Source organism: Stenotrophomonas sp. As-7 (assembly GCF_030291015.1).
GTDB classification, from domain to species: domain Bacteria; phylum Pseudomonadota; class Gammaproteobacteria; order Xanthomonadales; family Xanthomonadaceae; genus Stenotrophomonas; species Stenotrophomonas lactitubi.
Genome location: NZ_CP127405.1, coordinates 1,271,651 through 1,285,690, shown reverse-complemented (window position 1 = coordinate 1,285,690; position 14,040 = coordinate 1,271,651). Strand labels below are relative to the sequence as shown.

Sequence of the window (14,040 nt, the reverse complement as noted above, 5' to 3'; positions counted from 1 at the left end):
ATGCGTCAGATTTTCAGCAGCCAGCGCGTGGAAACCGTGGAAGGCGTGGCCGAGCTCCTGCGCAGTCACGACATCCAGGTGAAGGTCACCAACGGGCGTTCGTACAAGACGCGCCGCCGCGGCCAGTTCAGCTATACCGACCTGGGCAATGCCGGTGCCTACCCGGCGGTCTGGGTCGTGCGTGCCGACGACCAGCCGCGTGCGCGCGAAATCCTGCGCGACGCCCGCCTGCTCGACACCACCCGCCGTGACCACCCGACCGCCGAGTTCGCTTTCCGCGATGATGTGCAGGAAAGTGCCGGTGGTCGTGGCTGGGCCTGGCGCATCCGCATCGCCCTGTTGGTGGTGATCGCCGGCGTGGCACTGGTGATCGGCCTGCGCCATCGCGGCGCCCCTGCCCCCGCAACTCCGGTGCCCGCCCAGCAGGCCCAGCCGCAACCGCAGCAAGCCCAACCGGCCGCGCCGGCACCGCCGGAAGAAGAGGAAGTGCGGGTCCGCATCCAGCCGGCGAAGTAGTGCCGGCCGCTGGCCGGCAACCGCAGGTAGCGCCGGGCCATGCCCGGCGAGCGCAGCGGCCACAATGCCTGACAGGACAGCCGCCGGGCACGGCCCAGCGCTACCGGAAGAGGGCAGGTCACATTCCGCACGCGCCTCCGTCATGGGACACAATCCCTGCAGGAGCCCGCCGCCATGACGACCTTCGCCGCAAGCATCGACGACACACTGCACCGCGAACTGCCGGCCGCCAGCGGCGGTTGCCAGCATGCCTATGGGCGCATCGTGCTGGCCTGCCAGAACACGGTCACCGCCATCGCCCTGGCCATCACCGGCGACCGCCAGGCCAGCGAGGACATCGCCCAGGAAGCGTTCGTGAAGGGCTGGCAGCAGCTGCACCAGCTGCGCAGCGCGAGCAGCTTCCTGCCCTGGCTGCGGCAGATCACCCGCAACCTCGCCCGTGACTGGCTGCGCGCACAACGTGGCAGACCGCTGAGCGGCGAAGCTGCCGAAGTGGCCTTGACCATGGCTGCGGATCCGGCCCCCTGCGCGGCGGATCGCCTGCAGCGGCTGGAAGAGGAAATCGCCGCAGAGGACATCATCTCTGCCCTGCCCGCCGACAGCCGCGAAGTACTGCTGCTGTATTACCGCGAGGGCCAGCATTCGCAGCAGGTCGCTGACCTGCTCGGGCTCAGTGACGCTGCAGTACGCAAGCGCCTGTCACGCGCCCGTGCGCAGGTGCGCGAGGGCCTGCTGCAGCGCTTCGGTGAATTCGCCCGCAGCAGCGCGCCGAGTGCTGCGTTCGCAACGGCGGTGGTGTCGATGGTGATGATCGCCGCGCCCGGCACTGCCAGCGCGGCGATCCTGCTGGGAACCGGCGTCGGCGTGGGTGGCAGCAAGCTCGGCCTGGGTGGCGCCAGCGCTGCCGGCGGTACCGCGCTCGGCTCGCTGACCGCTACGCTGAGCCAGCTGCAGATGCTGCCCGCGTCAAGCTGGGCCGCGATCATCGGTGGCGTCGTCGGTGGCGCGCTCGGCAGCTATCTCGGCGGCCGTTTCCTGCTGTCGTACGCCGAGACCGGCGCCGAGCAGGTCCAGGTCCGCCGCTTCGTCAATCTCAGCACCGGCACCAGTCTGGGCTGGTGCCTGGCCATCCTGTTCACCGTGCTGCTGCAGGCACCTATGTGGACGCAGCTGTTGGTGCTGGCGCTGGGCCTGGTCGTGGTCAACTACCAGTGCCTGGTGACACTGCGGCGCATCATGGCGCCGCTGCTCGCGCGTGATGCAGCACGGCGTGGGCGTCACGGGATCAACTGGAAGTACGAATCCATGTACGGCCTGACCGGCATGATGGCGGTGAACCTGATGGTCATCGGTGCCCTGGCCTACACGACGACGCTCAGCGGCCGCCTGTAACGGACAACGCCGGCATCACGCCGGCGTTGTCGTCGATCACTGCAGTGAAAATCAGCGCTGCGGCTTCGGCGCGGCGCCGTCACGCGGGCCGCCGTGGCGCGGGCCACCGTGCATCGGGCCCTTGGCGGCGTCGAACTCGGCCTTGCTCAGCTGGCCGTCCTTGTTGGTATCGGCGGCGGCGAACCAAGCGTCACGATGCTGCTTCATGCGCAGCTCGCGGTCGGCCTTGTCCAGGTAGCCATCCTTGTTGAGGTCGAGCTGGTCGAAACGCTCTGCCAGGCGAGGATCGGCCTTGGCTTCCTCACGACTGATGCGGCCATCCTTGTTCGCGTCCAGCTTGGCCCAGCGCTCGCCGCCGCGACCACCGTGGCGGCCATGCTTCCAGCGCGGCAGCTCATCACGCGAGAGCTTGCCGTCCTTGTTCTTGTCCAGCTCATCGAACTTCGCGGCCAGGCGCGGGTTGGCCGCCGCTTCGCTGCGGTCGATGAAGCCATCGCCATTGGTATCCAGCTTGGCCGGGCGCGGTGCCGGTGCAGCCGGGGTGTCGGCGGCCAAGGCGATACCGGTCGCGGAGGTGCCGAGCAGCAGGGCCAGCAGCAGGGGGGTACGGATCATGGGGTCACTCCTGGGAATGGGATTGGCATCGGGGTGAACACCTCACCCTCGGAGGACAACAACGCCTGACCACGACCTCGGTTGACGCAGCCGCCCGTTCCATTCATCCGGCGGACAGTCGCGGCCATTGCGACACGCTGGAGCTATGCTGTGCCCATGGCGAGACACGGCGACAGAGACGACGAACTGCGACTGTTCCAGACCGGCGAGCACCCCTGCGGGTACTGGCCGGACCGGGTCGCGCGCGATCTGGTGCTGGACCCGCAGGACCGTCGCCTCGGCGGGCTGTACCCGCTGGCCCTGAGCTGGGGCTTCCGCCGCAGCGGTGATCTGGTCTATCGCCCGCATTGCGCGAACTGCCACGCCTGCGTGGCTGTGCGCATTCCGGTGGCGCGCTTCGCCCCCGACCGCAGCCAGCGCCGCTGCGCCGCCCGCAATGCCGACCTGGAAGTGCGCATCACTGCGGCCATGCCGCGTGAGGATCTGTTCGAGCTGTACCACCGCTACCTGGTGCATCGTCACGCCAAGGGCGGCATGGACGACCACGGCCCGCACGAGTTCGAGCAGTTCCTGATCGGCAGCTGGTCGCACACACGCTTCATGGAAATGCGCCTGCCCGGCCACGACGGCCAGCCCAGCCAGCTGCTGGGCGTGGCGGTGACCGACGTGACCGAGCACGGGCTGTCGGCGGTCTATACCTTCTTCGACCCCGCCCATGCCGCGCGCGGGCTGGGCACATTCGCGATCCTGCAGCAGCTGGAGTGGGCCCGCCGCGAGGGCCTGCCACATCTGTACCTGGGCTACTGGATCCGTGAGCACCAGAAGATGGATTACAAGCGGCGCTACCGCCCGCTGGAGGCCTACGACGGCCGCCGCTGGCATGATTTCGACGACGATCTGGACGGACGCTGACAAACCACTGACACCGGGCCGGGTGCACAATACGGCCCATGAACGCCAAACCCCTGATCCTCGGCCTGGCCCTGCTCTGTGGCGCCACCGCTCCCGCCTTCGCCACGTCCCCCGCGATGACCGAAAAACCGTCTGCAGCGCTGCGCCTGGCTACCTACAACACCTCGCTGTATTCGGACGAAGCCGGCGGCCTGATCGCCGAGCTGGAAGGCGACAGCGAACACGCACGCAAGATTGCTGCGGTACTGCAGCAGGCGCGTCCGGACCTGGTGCTGCTGAACGAATTCGACTTCGACGACGCCCATCGCGCTGCCGACCTGTTCCAGAAGCGCTACCTGGAAGTGGCCCAGCCCGGTGGCGGCAAGCCGCTGCACTTCGCCTACCGCTACCTGGCACCGGTGAACACCGGCGTGCCCAGCGGCCTGGACCTGGACAACAACGGCGTGGTCGGCGGCGAAGGCCGTGGCCGCGGCAACGACGCCTGGGGCTACGGCCTGCATCCGGGTCAGTACGGCATGCTGGTGCTGTCGCGTTACCCGATCGACGAAGCCAAGGTGCGCAGCTTCCAGCTGCTGAAGTGGAGTGCGATGCCCGGCGCGATCCGCCCGATCGATCCGCGTACCGGCAAGAGCTTCTACAACGACACCGTCTGGTCGCAGCTGCGGCTGTCGTCGAAGTCGCATTGGGATGTGCCGGTAAAGACCCCGGCCGGCGTGGTGCACGCGCTGGTCTCGCACCCGACCCCGCCGGTGTTCGACGGCCCGGAAAAGCGCAACGCCGCGCGCAACCACGACGAACTGCGCCTGTGGCAGGAATACCTGTCCAAGGGTGAAAAGCCGTGGTTGTGCGACGACAAGGGCCAATGCGGCGGTCTGGCTCAGGATGCACGCTTCGTCATCCTTGGCGACCTCAACAACGATCCGGTCGATGGCGATGGCCGCCACGAGGCGATCGTCGAACTGATCGAGAACGCCCGCGTCCTGCGCTACCCCACCCCGCGCAGCGTCGGCGCCGAGCAGACCAGCTTGGCCTATGCGGCGAAGGGCATCGAACGCAAGGGCGCACCGTTCCATGCCACCGGCGACTTCGGGCCGAAGTCCGGCACCATGCGCCTGGACTACGTGCTGCCCTCGACCGGTTTCGAGTACATCGGCAGCGGCGTGTTCTGGCCGGCCAATGAAAGTGCCGAAGCGAAGATCGCCGACGGCAGCGACCACCACCTGGTGTGGGTGGATGTGAAGCCGTAAGGCGGTATTGATGGGGTACCGACCAACGGTCGGTACCCACGGGAATGTGGCCGCCGGGCATGGCCCGGCGCTACCGGTTTACGGGCGCAGTTCGACGCCGATTACTTCTGCAGCATCACGCGCGATGGCACGCGCCTCGTCGATGGTGTCTGCGCGCGCCAGGGTCACGCCGACACGGCGATGGCCATGCACGCTGGGCTTGCCGAACAGGCGCACGGCGGTATCCGGCACCTGCAGCGCGGCGGCCACGTTGTTGAAGTACGGCACGCCCTCGCCATGCGCCAGCAGCGCGCACGAGGCCGACGCGCCACTCTGACGGATCACCGGAATCGGCAGGCCAAGAATGGCCCGCGCATGCAGTGCGAACTCGCTCAGCTCCTGCGACACCAGCGTCACCAGGCCGGTGTCATGCGGACGTGGCGATACTTCGCTGAACCACACCTCGTCGCCCTTCACGAACAGCTCGACACCGAACAGGCCCCAGCCACCCAGGTCGTCGGTGATCGCGCGCGAAATCTCCTCGGCACGCGCCAGCGCCTTGTCCGACATCGGCTGCGGCTGCCAGCTTTCGCGATAGTCGCCATCCTTCTGCAGGTGCCCGATCGGCGCGCAGAACGAAGTACCACCGGCGTGGCGCACCGTCAGCAGGGTGATCTCGTAGTCGAAGTCGATGAAACCCTCGACGATGCAGCGGCCGGCACCGGCACGGCCACCGGTCTGCGCATACTCCCAGGCCGGGGCGATGTCCGCCTCGCTGCGCAGCGTGCTCTGGCCCTTGCCCGAGGACGACATCACCGGCTTGACCACGCACGGCAGGCCGATCGCGGCCACGGCGTCGCGGTACTCGGCCTCGGTATCGACAAAGCGGTACGGCGAGGTCGGCAGGCCCAGCGTCTCGGCGGCCAGGCGGCGGATGCCCTCACGGTCCATGGTCAGGCGCGCCGCACGGGCAGTCGGGATCACCCGCAGGCCCTGCTCCTGTTCCAGCTGCACCAGGGTCTCGGTATGGATCGCCTCGATCTCCGGCACCACCAGGTGCGGCTGCTCCTGCGCGATCAACTGGCGCAGGGCCATCGCATCCAGCATGTCGATCACGTGCGAGCGGTGTGCCACCTGCATGGCCGGGGCATCGGCGTAACGGTCGGCGGCAATCACTTCCACGCCCAACCGCTGCAGCTCGATGGCCACCTCCTTGCCAAGTTCGCCCGAGCCCAGCAGCAGCACGCGGGTGGCGGAGGGGGACAGCGGGGTTCCAAGCTTGGCCATGGCGGGGTTCCAGCAGCAATGTGAAGGCGGGTGGGCATTCTATCCGGTCCGGCCGAAGTGCCTGAGCAAGCCCACCCGACGAACGGCAGCCCGAATGTGATATCAATTTGATATCTTCATTTCGAACCCTCAAGGACGTACCGCCATGAAAGAGAAGTCGCTGTCCTCCCTCAACGGCCTGGGCGCGCTCGCCGGGTCCCTGGTCGTGGCCCTCGCCGGCGGCGCCCTGTTCGTGGCCGGGGTTGCGGCGAAGGCCAGCACTGGCTCGCCCAATGTGCTGCTGCTCCTGGCCGGCCTGCTGATCGCCGCGCTGGCCCTGGTCGCGCTGGCCGGCCTGTATACCGTGCAGCCCAACCAGGCGGCGGTGGTCAGCCTGTTCGGCAAGTACGTAGGCACCGTCAAGGACAACGGCCTGCGCTGGAACAATCCCTTCTTCAGCAAGCGCCGCGTGAGCCAGCGCGTGCGCAACTTCGAGAGCGGCAAGCTGAAGGTCAACGAGCTGGACGGCAGCCCGATCGAGATCGCCGCGGTGATCGTCTGGCAGGTGGTCGACGCCTCCGAAGCGGTCTACAACGTGGACGACTACGAGAGCTTCGTGCACATCCAGTCCGAATCGGCGCTGCGCGCGATGGCCACCAGCTATCCCTACGACCAGCACGAGGACGGCCAGCTGGCACTGCGCAGCCACGCCAGCGAGATCTCCCAGCACCTGAAGAACGAACTGGCCGAGCGCCTGGCCGATGCCGGCGTGCAGGTGATCGATGCGCGCATCAGCCACCTCGCCTACGCCGCCGAGATCGCCCAGGCGATGCTGCAGCGTCAACAGGCAAACGCGGTGATCGCCGCACGCTCGCGTATCGTTGCCGGTGCGGTCGGCATGGTCGAGATGGCGCTGGCCGAACTGCAGAAGAACGGCGTGGTGCAGCTGGATGAGGAGCGCAAGGCGCACATGGTCAGCAACCTGTTGACCGTGCTGTGCTCGGACCGCGGCACGCAGCCGGTCGTCAACACCGGCTCGCTGTACTGAGCCACCCTCGCAACGGGGCGCCCCACCGCCCCGCCAGGAGTCTGCATGAGCGAGAAAAAAGCCTATCCGCTGCGCATCAACGCCGAGGTCCTGGCGGCCGCACAGCGCTGGGCGGACGATGAACTGCGCAGCCTCAACGCGCAGATCGAATACGTGCTGCGCGACGCACTGCGCAAGGCAGGACGCCTGCCGAAACCCAAGCCATCGTCGGAGGACAAGGAATGAGCAAGCGCTGGAGCTACCTGACCGTCGAGGTCAAGACCACCATGATGGGCCTGCAGAAAGCCGACGACATCCAGGCCGAACTCAGCCGCCAGGGCCAGCTGGGCTGGGAACTGGTCAACATCATCATCCCGGCGCCGATGCGCCCGGCCCTGCTGGTCTTCAAGAAGGAGCTGTGACCATGAGCGCACGCCGTTCGTTGCTGGCTGTTTCCCTCGCCCTGTTGTCCGCCAGTGCAGCTGCGGGTGAACCGCAGCAGGTTGCAGCACGCCTGCTCGATCACCTGCAGGCCGGGCGGATCGCCGACGCCGAAGCCATGCTGACCCCACAGATGGCCGCGGCCGTGCCTGCCGACAAGCTGCAGGGCCTGTGGCAATCGCTGGGTGAACTGAAGCAGCGCGGGCCGGCGCACAGCAGCGAGCAGCAGGGCCTGCACCTGGTCGACGTCCCCCTGCAGTTCGCCAGTGGCGCGGTGATCGCGCAGGTGGCGGTAAACGCGCAGGACAAAGTGGCGGGGCTGCTGCTACGCCCGGCCCCGGCCGCAAAGGCACCGCCACCGCCGTCCGACGCGAACTACAGCGAAGCCGATTTCAGCGTACCGCAGGCGCGCGGCGCACTGCCCGGCACGCTGTCCCTGCCCAAGGGCAAAGGACCGTTCCCGGCCGTAGTGCTGGTGCATGGTTCTGGCCCGCAGGATCGCGACGAAACCATCGGCGGCAACCGCCCGTTCCTGGACATCGCGCGCGGCCTGGCCGCACACGGCATCGCAGTGCTGCGCTACGACAAGCGCACCCATGCCCGCCCGCAGGATTTCCAGAGCGGCAACTTCAACGTTGATGACGAGACCACTGACGACGCCGTCGCCGCGTTGGGCGCATTGGCGGCGGACCCACGCATCGACGGCAAGCGGATCTTCGTGCTCGGCCACAGCCAGGGCGGCATGCTCGCCCCGCGCATCGCCAGCCGCTGGCCACAGGCGCGCGGCGCGATCCTGTGGGCCGCGCCGGCGCGCACGTTGCTTGAGCTGCTGCCGGAGCAGAACCGCTACCTGCTGTCGCTGGACGGCTCGATCAGTGCGCCTGAGCAGGCGTTCCTGGACAAGCTGGCGGCGCAGATCGCCGCCGCCCGCAGCGACACGCCTGCAGCCGCCAGCGAACTGCCACTGGGCGTGCCGCAGACGTTCTGGAAAAGCATCGAAGCGGTGAACGCACGTGGCGATGCGGTGGCGCTGAAAAAACCACTGCTGATGCTGCACGGCGGCCGCGACTTCCAGGTACCGGAAACGGATTGGGCACTGTGGAAAACAGCCTTGGCCGAGCGCAAGGATGTGCAATGGAAGGTCTACCCTGCCCTCAACCATATCGGCATCGCTGGCAGCGGCTCCAGTTCATTGAAGGAATACGCGCAGCCGGGCCACGTCGATGGGCAGCTGATCGATGACGTCGCGCGTTGGGTGGAGTCGCAACGATGAGCGGCAGTGATGCACGTCCGTTCGACGTCGCCGAAAGCTCCTCGCTGCGGGTGCTGTGGGTGCTGCTGCCACTGCTGGCGGTACTGGGCGTCGGCATCTGGTCGCAGCTGCACGACAGCCGCACCGACGCTCCCTGGATGGAGGTCACGCTGTCGCCCCCGTTTTTCCTGATGAGTGGCAGCGCGGCATGGAGCCTGGCGGTGATCGTGCTGATGGGCGTCGGCCTGGGCTGGGCGTTTTTCCGCCGCCGGGTGGAGCTGGCAGATAACGTACTGGACGTGCGTTCGACGCTGTACCGCCGCCGCACCCCGGTGGCCGACCTGCTGCTGGACCAGGCCGAGGTGGTCGACCTCGGCCGTGATCGCCGCTACGGCATCCGCTTCAAGACCAACGGCTACAGCATGCCCGGCTTCTACTCCGGGCACTTCCGCCTGCAGGGCGGCGGCAAGGGCTTTGCCCTGGTCACCGACCGCGCGCGCACGCTGGTGATTCCGGTGCGCGGCGGCAGCACCCTGCTGCTCAGCCTGGAGCGCCCGCAGGCCCTGCTGGAGGCGCTGCGCAAGGTGGCCGCCACGGCGCCACGGCAGTAAGCTGGGTCGATGCACCGCACCACTCCACTGTTGATCAACACCGAGACCGTCGAACTGTGGCCAGCGCCGCTGCTGCGCGCGCGCAGCAATCTCGACGCCCGCCTGCTGGCGCGTGCGCAATGGGTATTGCGGCGCAAGCAGGATGGCCGCTACCTGGCGGCGATACTGGCGCACGGCGTGCACTCGCTGGTGCCGCGCCTGCCGCGCGAACCGGGCGTGGAGGAAGCGCTGGCGTTGCTGGATGGCGCGCGATCACGGCCGTTCGGCACTGCACTGGAAGTGCAGTGGCTGCCACTGGCCGGCCTGCAGCAGCGCCTGCAACAGCTGGGCCTGGATGCAAAGCGCTATGCGCAGGACAGCGGGCTGGCACTGGAGGCAGAGCCCTGCCTGCTGCACTCCGCCGGACGTGACCGCTTCGCGCGCCCGTTGTGGCTGCGTCGCGGCGCCGCGCAGGGTTGGCGACGGATGCGCCTGCATGCCGCGCGGGATGGCATTGCACTGGACGCGATCTCCGGCTTCCGCAGCCATGCGTATCAGCTCGGCATTTTCGAACGGAAGTTGGCGCGCGGGCAGAGTGTGCCGCAGATCCTGCAGGTCAATGCCGCGCCAGGATTCAGCGAACACCACAGTGGTCACGCGCTGGACATCGGCACACCGGGGGACGCGCCGGCAGAAGAGACCTTCGAGGCGACGGCCGCGTTTGCATGGCTGCAGGCCAATGCGGGGGCACACGGGTTCCATCTGAGCTATCCGCGCGACAACCCGCATGGGATCGTCTACGAACCGTGGCACTGGTGCTGGAAACCGGCCAACGGCTGAGCCCCTCGTGGCGAACGCTTGACTGCGATCCCGGGTTGGCCGGGAGGGTGGGCGGCGCAGGGGCCGCTGCAAGTACGTCCATGTAAGCTCGGGCGCGCCATCCATGGCGCTTACGCCCCTGCGCCGCCCACCCTCCCGGCCACGGACAGTTTCCGCGTGCGTTCGCCACGGAATGGAACAAGAGAGCAAAAGGCAGAAGCGGGTCGCTGCGCTTGAAGCCGGGCATGGCCCGGCGCTATCGATGTGTGGGCGCTGCGGTCACCGCCTCAATGCATTGATCGCCAGCAGCACCCATCCGGCCATCAGCGTGGTGCCTCCTACCGGCGCCAGCCGCGTCGGCCACTGCCACAGCGCACCGCCGACCAGGCTGCCGGAGAACAGCAGCACGCCCAACAGCAACACGTACAACGCCAGATGCGCGATCGCACCCTGCGTGCGCGGGCCGAGGGCCACCAGTACCGCACCGTGGGCAAACGCATACAGCGCCGCCATGTTCAGGTGCTGCTGCGCCAGCGGATCGGACACGCCATGCGCGGCATAGGCGGACAGACCGATCGAGGCGGCCGCCAGCAGCGCCCCCAGGCAGGCCAGCAACGACGGTTTACGCGCGCGTCGTTCGGAATTGAACATGACAGCTCCTTGCGCAATGCCCGACACCGGGCTCGGGATGAAAAAAAACGCGCCGCAGGGAGCGGCGCGTTTTTGTGTCCAACACTACATGGGTCAGCCGAGGCTTACTTGACGGCCCAGTAGATGTCGTACGTCGCTTCCGGGGTGAACGACTTGTCCACGCCGTCCTTCCAGGTTTCGTACGGACGGTCGATGACTTCGTTACCCGAGGTCACGGCCCAGGCGCGCAGGGCGCTGCGGGCAACGTCCAGACCCGCCATGTGGCCGGTGTAGGCCGCATGTGCCGAACGGTGCGGAGCAACGCGGACGTACTTGACCGGAGCGCCACCGTCGATCTTGACGGTCAGCTGTTCGGCCGGCACGCCTTCGGCACCCTTCTTCTTCACCGGCTGGGCGATGTCGAAGGCGTACTTCTCAGCACCGAAATCGGTGGTGATGATACGCAGCGGGCCAGCGGCTTCCAGGCCATTGGCCTCGATCACGCGCTTGATCCACTCCTGGTTGTCCTTGATGGACTTGGTGATGGAATCCTGGCCACGATCGACGTTGCCGGCGGTGACGACCAGCAGGTCCTCGGCCGGGACATCGACGATACCCAGATCGGTCAGCGGAGCTTCGGAAGTGCGGTAGTCGACATTCGGCACGGTGGCCAGCATGTTCGCCATGCGCGACAGACCCATCTTGATGTCATCGCCGATCTGGCGGCTGACATACAGGCCTGCGTAGCGGCCGAACAGGTCGAAGCCGTACTTCACCGAGTAGTCCTGGGTGATCTTGACGTTGCGACCGCCCTTGCCGGTCGGCTCCAGGGTGAAGGTGGTGACCTTGTCGTGACCCTTGGAGGCATCGTCGACGGCGATCACAACACGCTTGTTCTCTTCGGCTTCGGTCACCTTCCAGGAACCGGTGCCCAGGTCCTTGGAAGTGAAGTCGAGAGTGGCACCGACGCCGGAGGCCGGGCCGGACAGCTTCAGTTCAACGGCGGGATCGCGCAGTACCAGCGGGTTCCAGTCCTTGAAGCGGCGCAGACTGCTGACCGTGTCGTACACGATCGTCATCTTGCGGTTGGTCTCGATGCTTTCGGTGATGTGACGCTCGCCCGGCAGACAGACGCCAATGATGACGAACAGGCCAGCCACGATCCCCAAGGCGATCAGGAACTCGATAATACGGGTCATTCAGAGAGTCTCCGGGGCCGATCCCACGGCCGGGTTGATTGAAGCGAAGCGCCAATCCTAGCAGGCTTCGCGGGCATTGGTTATCGGGATTGGCGCACCGGTTTCCGTGCCGGCGGCGCATTTGTATGCACAAAGAATTCGAAGGGTAACGCATCCGCGTACCCGGCAAGTAGGGGGCAAACAGGCGTCAACCCTGAATCCGGCCCCGGACTGCATGCCAAGTCTTTGTCGCTAAAGGATTTTCCTTACACCAACTGGAGTTCAAACGCTTTCAGGACCGCACGCGTACGGTCACGTACGCCCAGTTTGGAGAGGATGTTGGACACATGGTTCTTGATCGTGCCCTCGGCGACCCCCAGCGAATTGGCGATCTCCTTGTTGGAGAAACCGCTGGCCATCAGCCGCAGGATCTCGGTCTCACGGTCGGTCAGCGGGTCGGGGCGGTCCAGACTGACGAAGTCGTTGCGCATGTGCTCCAGCCCGGACAGCAGGCGCTGGGTCACCGCCGGCTGCACCAGCGAACCGCCATCGGCCACCGTGCGGATCGCCCCGACCAGCTGCGCCAGGGTGACATCCTTGAGCAGGTAGCCCTTGGCACCGGCCTTGAGCCCGGCCAGCACCAGCTGGTCATCGTCGAAGGTGGTCAGGATGATGGTCGGCGGCAGCTGTTCCTGCCGTGACAGCACCTGCAGCGCCTCCAGCCCGGACATCACCGGCATGCGCATGTCCATCAGGACCACGTCCGGACGGATCTGCGGGATCAGCTCGACCGCCTGGCGGCCATCGGCGGCCTCGGCCACCACTTCGATGCCGTCGTCGAGCGCCAGCAGCGAGCGGATCCCCTGCCGCACCAGGGTTTGGTCGTCGACCAGGCAGACGCGAATCATCAACGCACTCCTTCAGGAACCTGGGTAAGGGCCGCCAGCACCGTTGCCGGTACCGTCGCCCGCAGCCGGAAGCCTTCGCCGGGGCGGGTCTCCACCTGCAGCTGGCCTCCACATTGTTGCAGGCGTTCGCGCATGCCGCGCAAACCATTGCCCACATTGACCGTTTCCGCCCCGACACCGTCGTCGCGGGCTTCCACTACGACCTGGTCCGGGACCTCACGGTACACCCGCAGCCACAGGTGGCGGGCGCCGGCATGGCGCACCGTGTTGGTGATGATCTCCTGGGTGCAGCGCAGCAGCACATGGGCCCGCTGCGGGTCCTCCACGTTCAGCGGCTCTTCGATCTCCAGCTGGATGTCCAGCGAAGGCACGTGCTCGGTCAGCGGACGCAGGGCAGCGGCCAGGTCGATGGCGCCGGTCTCGCGCAGCTGGCTGACTACCTCGCGCACGTTGCCCAGCAGCAGCTTGGCCAGGGCATGGGAGCGCTTCACGTGCTCCAGCGCCTGGCCCTCGGCCAGATGGCCGGCCACTTCCAGGTTCAGGGTCAGCGCAGTCAGCTGATGACCCAGCAGGTCGTGCAGTTCGCGCGAAATGCGGGTGCGCTCGTTCACCCGTGCGCTTTCGGCCAGCAGCGCACGGGTGGCGCGCAGCTCGGCATTCAGACGGCGCTGCTCCTCACGCGCCTCGGCCTGGCGGCGGGCCACCAGCGCGATCACGAACACGAAGCTGGAGAAGCCCATGTAGCCGACGGCCTGCAGCACGGCGATGACCGGCGGGAAACCCAGAGGCTGGATGTAGACCGGCAGCACGGCCAGGTTGCTGGCCACCAGCCACACCACACCGATGCGCGGGCCCAGCAGCCAAGGCAGCAGGCCGGCCACCACCATCAGCAGAATGCTGCCCAGCGCGGTGCCGGAGAAATAGCTCACGCCGATCGCGCAGGCGGTCAGCAGGATCAGCGCGGCATGGTCGAAGAAGCCGGGCCGGCTTTCGCCCAGCGAGCGGGTCAGCACCCAGTACACGAAGCCGAAGGCCAGGTAGGCCGAGGCCCAGGGAATGATCCGGAAGCCGGCCTCGCCGTCCAGGCTCTCCAGCGTCAGCGACACCGGGTCGATCAGGTAGATCGCAAGCCAAAGGCCGACGGTGCCCCAGGTGAACAACCCGGAGTAGCGCAGCATCGCATTGTGGTTGAGTCGGGCCAGCATCACCCATCGTAGCCTGTGTGTGGCTGCTCCCAAGCGCCGAAAGTCATGCTTGGGCATATCCCC

Annotated in this window: 16 protein-coding genes; 10 read left to right on the top strand and 6 right to left on the bottom strand. The window is 67.1% G+C overall.

Annotated elements, in window-relative coordinates; translation table 11 throughout:
* Both QP457_RS06000 and QP457_RS05995 read left to right on the top strand, forming a co-directional pair.
* Positions 1–516 carry a pathogenicity-like protein gene (locus QP457_RS06000; RefSeq protein WP_205404960.1) on the top strand — a complete coding sequence of 172 codons (516 nt, stop codon included), beginning with the start codon at positions 1–3 and terminating at the stop codon, positions 514–516.
* Positions 517–690: 174 nt separating this feature from the next.
* A complete protein-coding gene (locus QP457_RS05995) occupies positions 691–1,908 on the top strand; it encodes an RNA polymerase sigma factor (RefSeq protein ID WP_180163943.1) in 1,218 nt (405 codons plus the stop codon).
* 51 nt (positions 1,909–1,959) lie between these two features.
* Here the strand turns inward: QP457_RS05995 and QP457_RS05990 are convergent, their stop codons facing one another.
* Entirely contained in the window at positions 1,960–2,523 is a 564-nt protein-coding gene (locus QP457_RS05990) for an EF-hand domain-containing protein (protein WP_100551847.1), read from the bottom strand.
* 156 nt (positions 2,524–2,679) lie between these two features.
* On the opposite strand from QP457_RS05990, the gene QP457_RS05985 reads away from it, so the two are divergent.
* Positions 2,680–3,435, top strand: a complete 756-nt coding sequence (locus tag QP457_RS05985) for an arginyltransferase (protein WP_049467687.1) — start codon at positions 2,680–2,682, stop codon at positions 3,433–3,435.
* A 38-nt stretch (positions 3,436–3,473) separates the two neighbouring features.
* Positions 3,474–4,682: an endonuclease/exonuclease/phosphatase family protein gene (locus QP457_RS05980; protein WP_180163937.1), complete on the top strand. Its 1,209-nt coding sequence runs from the start codon at positions 3,474–3,476 to the stop codon at positions 4,680–4,682.
* Positions 4,683–4,760: 78 nt separating this feature from the next.
* On the opposite strand, the gene purT is transcribed toward QP457_RS05980, so the two are convergent.
* Positions 4,761–5,948: a formate-dependent phosphoribosylglycinamide formyltransferase gene (gene purT, locus QP457_RS05975; protein ID WP_205404961.1), complete on the bottom strand. Its 1,188-nt coding sequence runs from the start codon at positions 5,946–5,948 to the stop codon at positions 4,761–4,763.
* A gap of 145 nt (positions 5,949–6,093) precedes the next feature.
* Between purT and QP457_RS05970 the strand changes: the two genes are divergently transcribed.
* The 6 genes from QP457_RS05970 to QP457_RS05945 are packed head-to-tail and all read left to right on the top strand — an operon-like array spanning position 6,094 to position 10,077.
* Positions 6,094–6,975, top strand: coding sequence for an SPFH domain-containing protein (locus QP457_RS05970; protein ID WP_205404962.1), 882 nt, complete (start codon positions 6,094–6,096; stop codon positions 6,973–6,975).
* Positions 6,976–7,020: 45 nt separating this feature from the next.
* On the top strand, positions 7,021–7,200 hold the full coding sequence (locus tag QP457_RS05965) for an Arc family DNA binding domain-containing protein (RefSeq protein ID WP_205404963.1): 180 nt from the start codon (positions 7,021–7,023) through the stop codon (positions 7,198–7,200).
* A complete protein-coding gene (locus tag QP457_RS05960; RefSeq protein WP_089239544.1) occupies positions 7,197–7,376 on the top strand; it encodes a DUF4177 domain-containing protein in 180 nt (59 codons plus the stop codon). Before QP457_RS05965 ends, QP457_RS05960 begins: the two co-directional genes overlap by 4 nt.
* 2 nt (positions 7,377–7,378) lie before the next feature.
* On the top strand, positions 7,379–8,668 hold the full coding sequence (locus QP457_RS05955) for an alpha/beta fold hydrolase (protein ID WP_205404964.1): 1,290 nt from the start codon (positions 7,379–7,381) through the stop codon (positions 8,666–8,668).
* Positions 8,665–9,258 (top strand): PH domain-containing protein, encoded by a 594-nt coding sequence (locus tag QP457_RS05950; protein ID WP_205404965.1) that lies wholly within the window; start codon positions 8,665–8,667, stop codon positions 9,256–9,258. The genes QP457_RS05955 and QP457_RS05950 overlap by 4 nt, the downstream gene beginning before the upstream one ends.
* Positions 9,259–9,267: 9 nt before the next feature.
* Complete coding sequence (locus QP457_RS05945; protein WP_205404966.1) at positions 9,268–10,077, top strand: M15 family metallopeptidase; 810 nt, start codon at positions 9,268–9,270, stop codon at positions 10,075–10,077.
* A gap of 258 nt (positions 10,078–10,335) precedes the next feature.
* Here the strand turns inward: QP457_RS05945 and QP457_RS05940 are convergent, their stop codons facing one another.
* The 4 genes from QP457_RS05940 to QP457_RS05925 all read right to left on the bottom strand — a co-directional run bounded on the left by QP457_RS05940 (position 10,336) and on the right by QP457_RS05925 (position 13,977).
* The gene (locus QP457_RS05940; RefSeq protein ID WP_180163927.1) at positions 10,336–10,707 is read right to left on the bottom strand and encodes a DUF423 domain-containing protein; all 372 of its coding nucleotides are present in this window, start codon (positions 10,705–10,707) and stop codon (positions 10,336–10,338) included.
* Between the two features lie 104 nt (positions 10,708–10,811).
* Positions 10,812–11,885: an SRPBCC family protein gene (locus QP457_RS05935; protein ID WP_099819371.1), complete on the bottom strand. Its 1,074-nt coding sequence runs from the start codon at positions 11,883–11,885 to the stop codon at positions 10,812–10,814.
* Positions 11,886–12,130: 245 nt separating this feature from the next.
* Positions 12,131–12,772, bottom strand: coding sequence for a response regulator transcription factor (locus tag QP457_RS05930; RefSeq protein WP_025873873.1), 642 nt, complete (start codon positions 12,770–12,772; stop codon positions 12,131–12,133).
* Positions 12,772–13,977, bottom strand: a complete 1,206-nt coding sequence (locus QP457_RS05925) for a sensor histidine kinase (protein WP_025873874.1) — start codon at positions 13,975–13,977, stop codon at positions 12,772–12,774. The genes QP457_RS05930 and QP457_RS05925 overlap by 1 nt, the downstream gene beginning before the upstream one ends.
* Positions 13,978–14,040: the final 63 nt, after the last annotated feature.

Excerpts from the sequence above, each read along its gene's own strand:
- QP457_RS05995 (WP_180163943.1), top strand. The coding sequence starts at position 691 with ATGACGACCTTCGCCGCAAGCATCGACGACACACTGCACCGCGAACTG.
- QP457_RS05985 (WP_049467687.1), top strand. The coding sequence starts at position 2,680 with ATGGCGAGACACGGCGACAGAGACGACGAACTGCGACTGTTCCAGACC.
- QP457_RS05960 (WP_089239544.1), top strand. The coding sequence starts at position 7,197 with ATGAGCAAGCGCTGGAGCTACCTGACCGTCGAGGTCAAGACCACCATG.
- QP457_RS05925 (WP_025873874.1), bottom strand. The coding sequence starts at position 13,977 with ATGCTGGCCCGACTCAACCACAATGCGATGCTGCGCTACTCCGGGTTG.
- purT (WP_205404961.1), bottom strand. The coding sequence starts at position 5,948 with ATGGCCAAGCTTGGAACCCCGCTGTCCCCCTCCGCCACCCGCGTGCTG.
- QP457_RS05970 (WP_205404962.1), top strand. The coding sequence starts at position 6,094 with ATGAAAGAGAAGTCGCTGTCCTCCCTCAACGGCCTGGGCGCGCTCGCC.
- QP457_RS05955 (WP_205404964.1), top strand. The coding sequence starts at position 7,379 with ATGAGCGCACGCCGTTCGTTGCTGGCTGTTTCCCTCGCCCTGTTGTCC.
- QP457_RS05965 (WP_205404963.1), top strand. The coding sequence starts at position 7,021 with ATGAGCGAGAAAAAAGCCTATCCGCTGCGCATCAACGCCGAGGTCCTG.
- QP457_RS05945 (WP_205404966.1), top strand. The coding sequence starts at position 9,268 with ATGCACCGCACCACTCCACTGTTGATCAACACCGAGACCGTCGAACTG.
- QP457_RS06000 (WP_205404960.1), top strand. The coding sequence starts at position 1 with ATGCGTCAGATTTTCAGCAGCCAGCGCGTGGAAACCGTGGAAGGCGTG.
- QP457_RS05935 (WP_099819371.1), bottom strand. The coding sequence starts at position 11,885 with ATGACCCGTATTATCGAGTTCCTGATCGCCTTGGGGATCGTGGCTGGC.
- QP457_RS05990 (WP_100551847.1), bottom strand. The coding sequence starts at position 2,523 with ATGATCCGTACCCCCCTGCTGCTGGCCCTGCTGCTCGGCACCTCCGCG.
- QP457_RS05930 (WP_025873873.1), bottom strand. The coding sequence starts at position 12,772 with ATGATTCGCGTCTGCCTGGTCGACGACCAAACCCTGGTGCGGCAGGGG.
- QP457_RS05940 (WP_180163927.1), bottom strand. The coding sequence starts at position 10,707 with ATGTTCAATTCCGAACGACGCGCGCGTAAACCGTCGTTGCTGGCCTGC.
- QP457_RS05980 (WP_180163937.1), top strand. The coding sequence starts at position 3,474 with ATGAACGCCAAACCCCTGATCCTCGGCCTGGCCCTGCTCTGTGGCGCC.
- QP457_RS05950 (WP_205404965.1), top strand. The coding sequence starts at position 8,665 with ATGAGCGGCAGTGATGCACGTCCGTTCGACGTCGCCGAAAGCTCCTCG.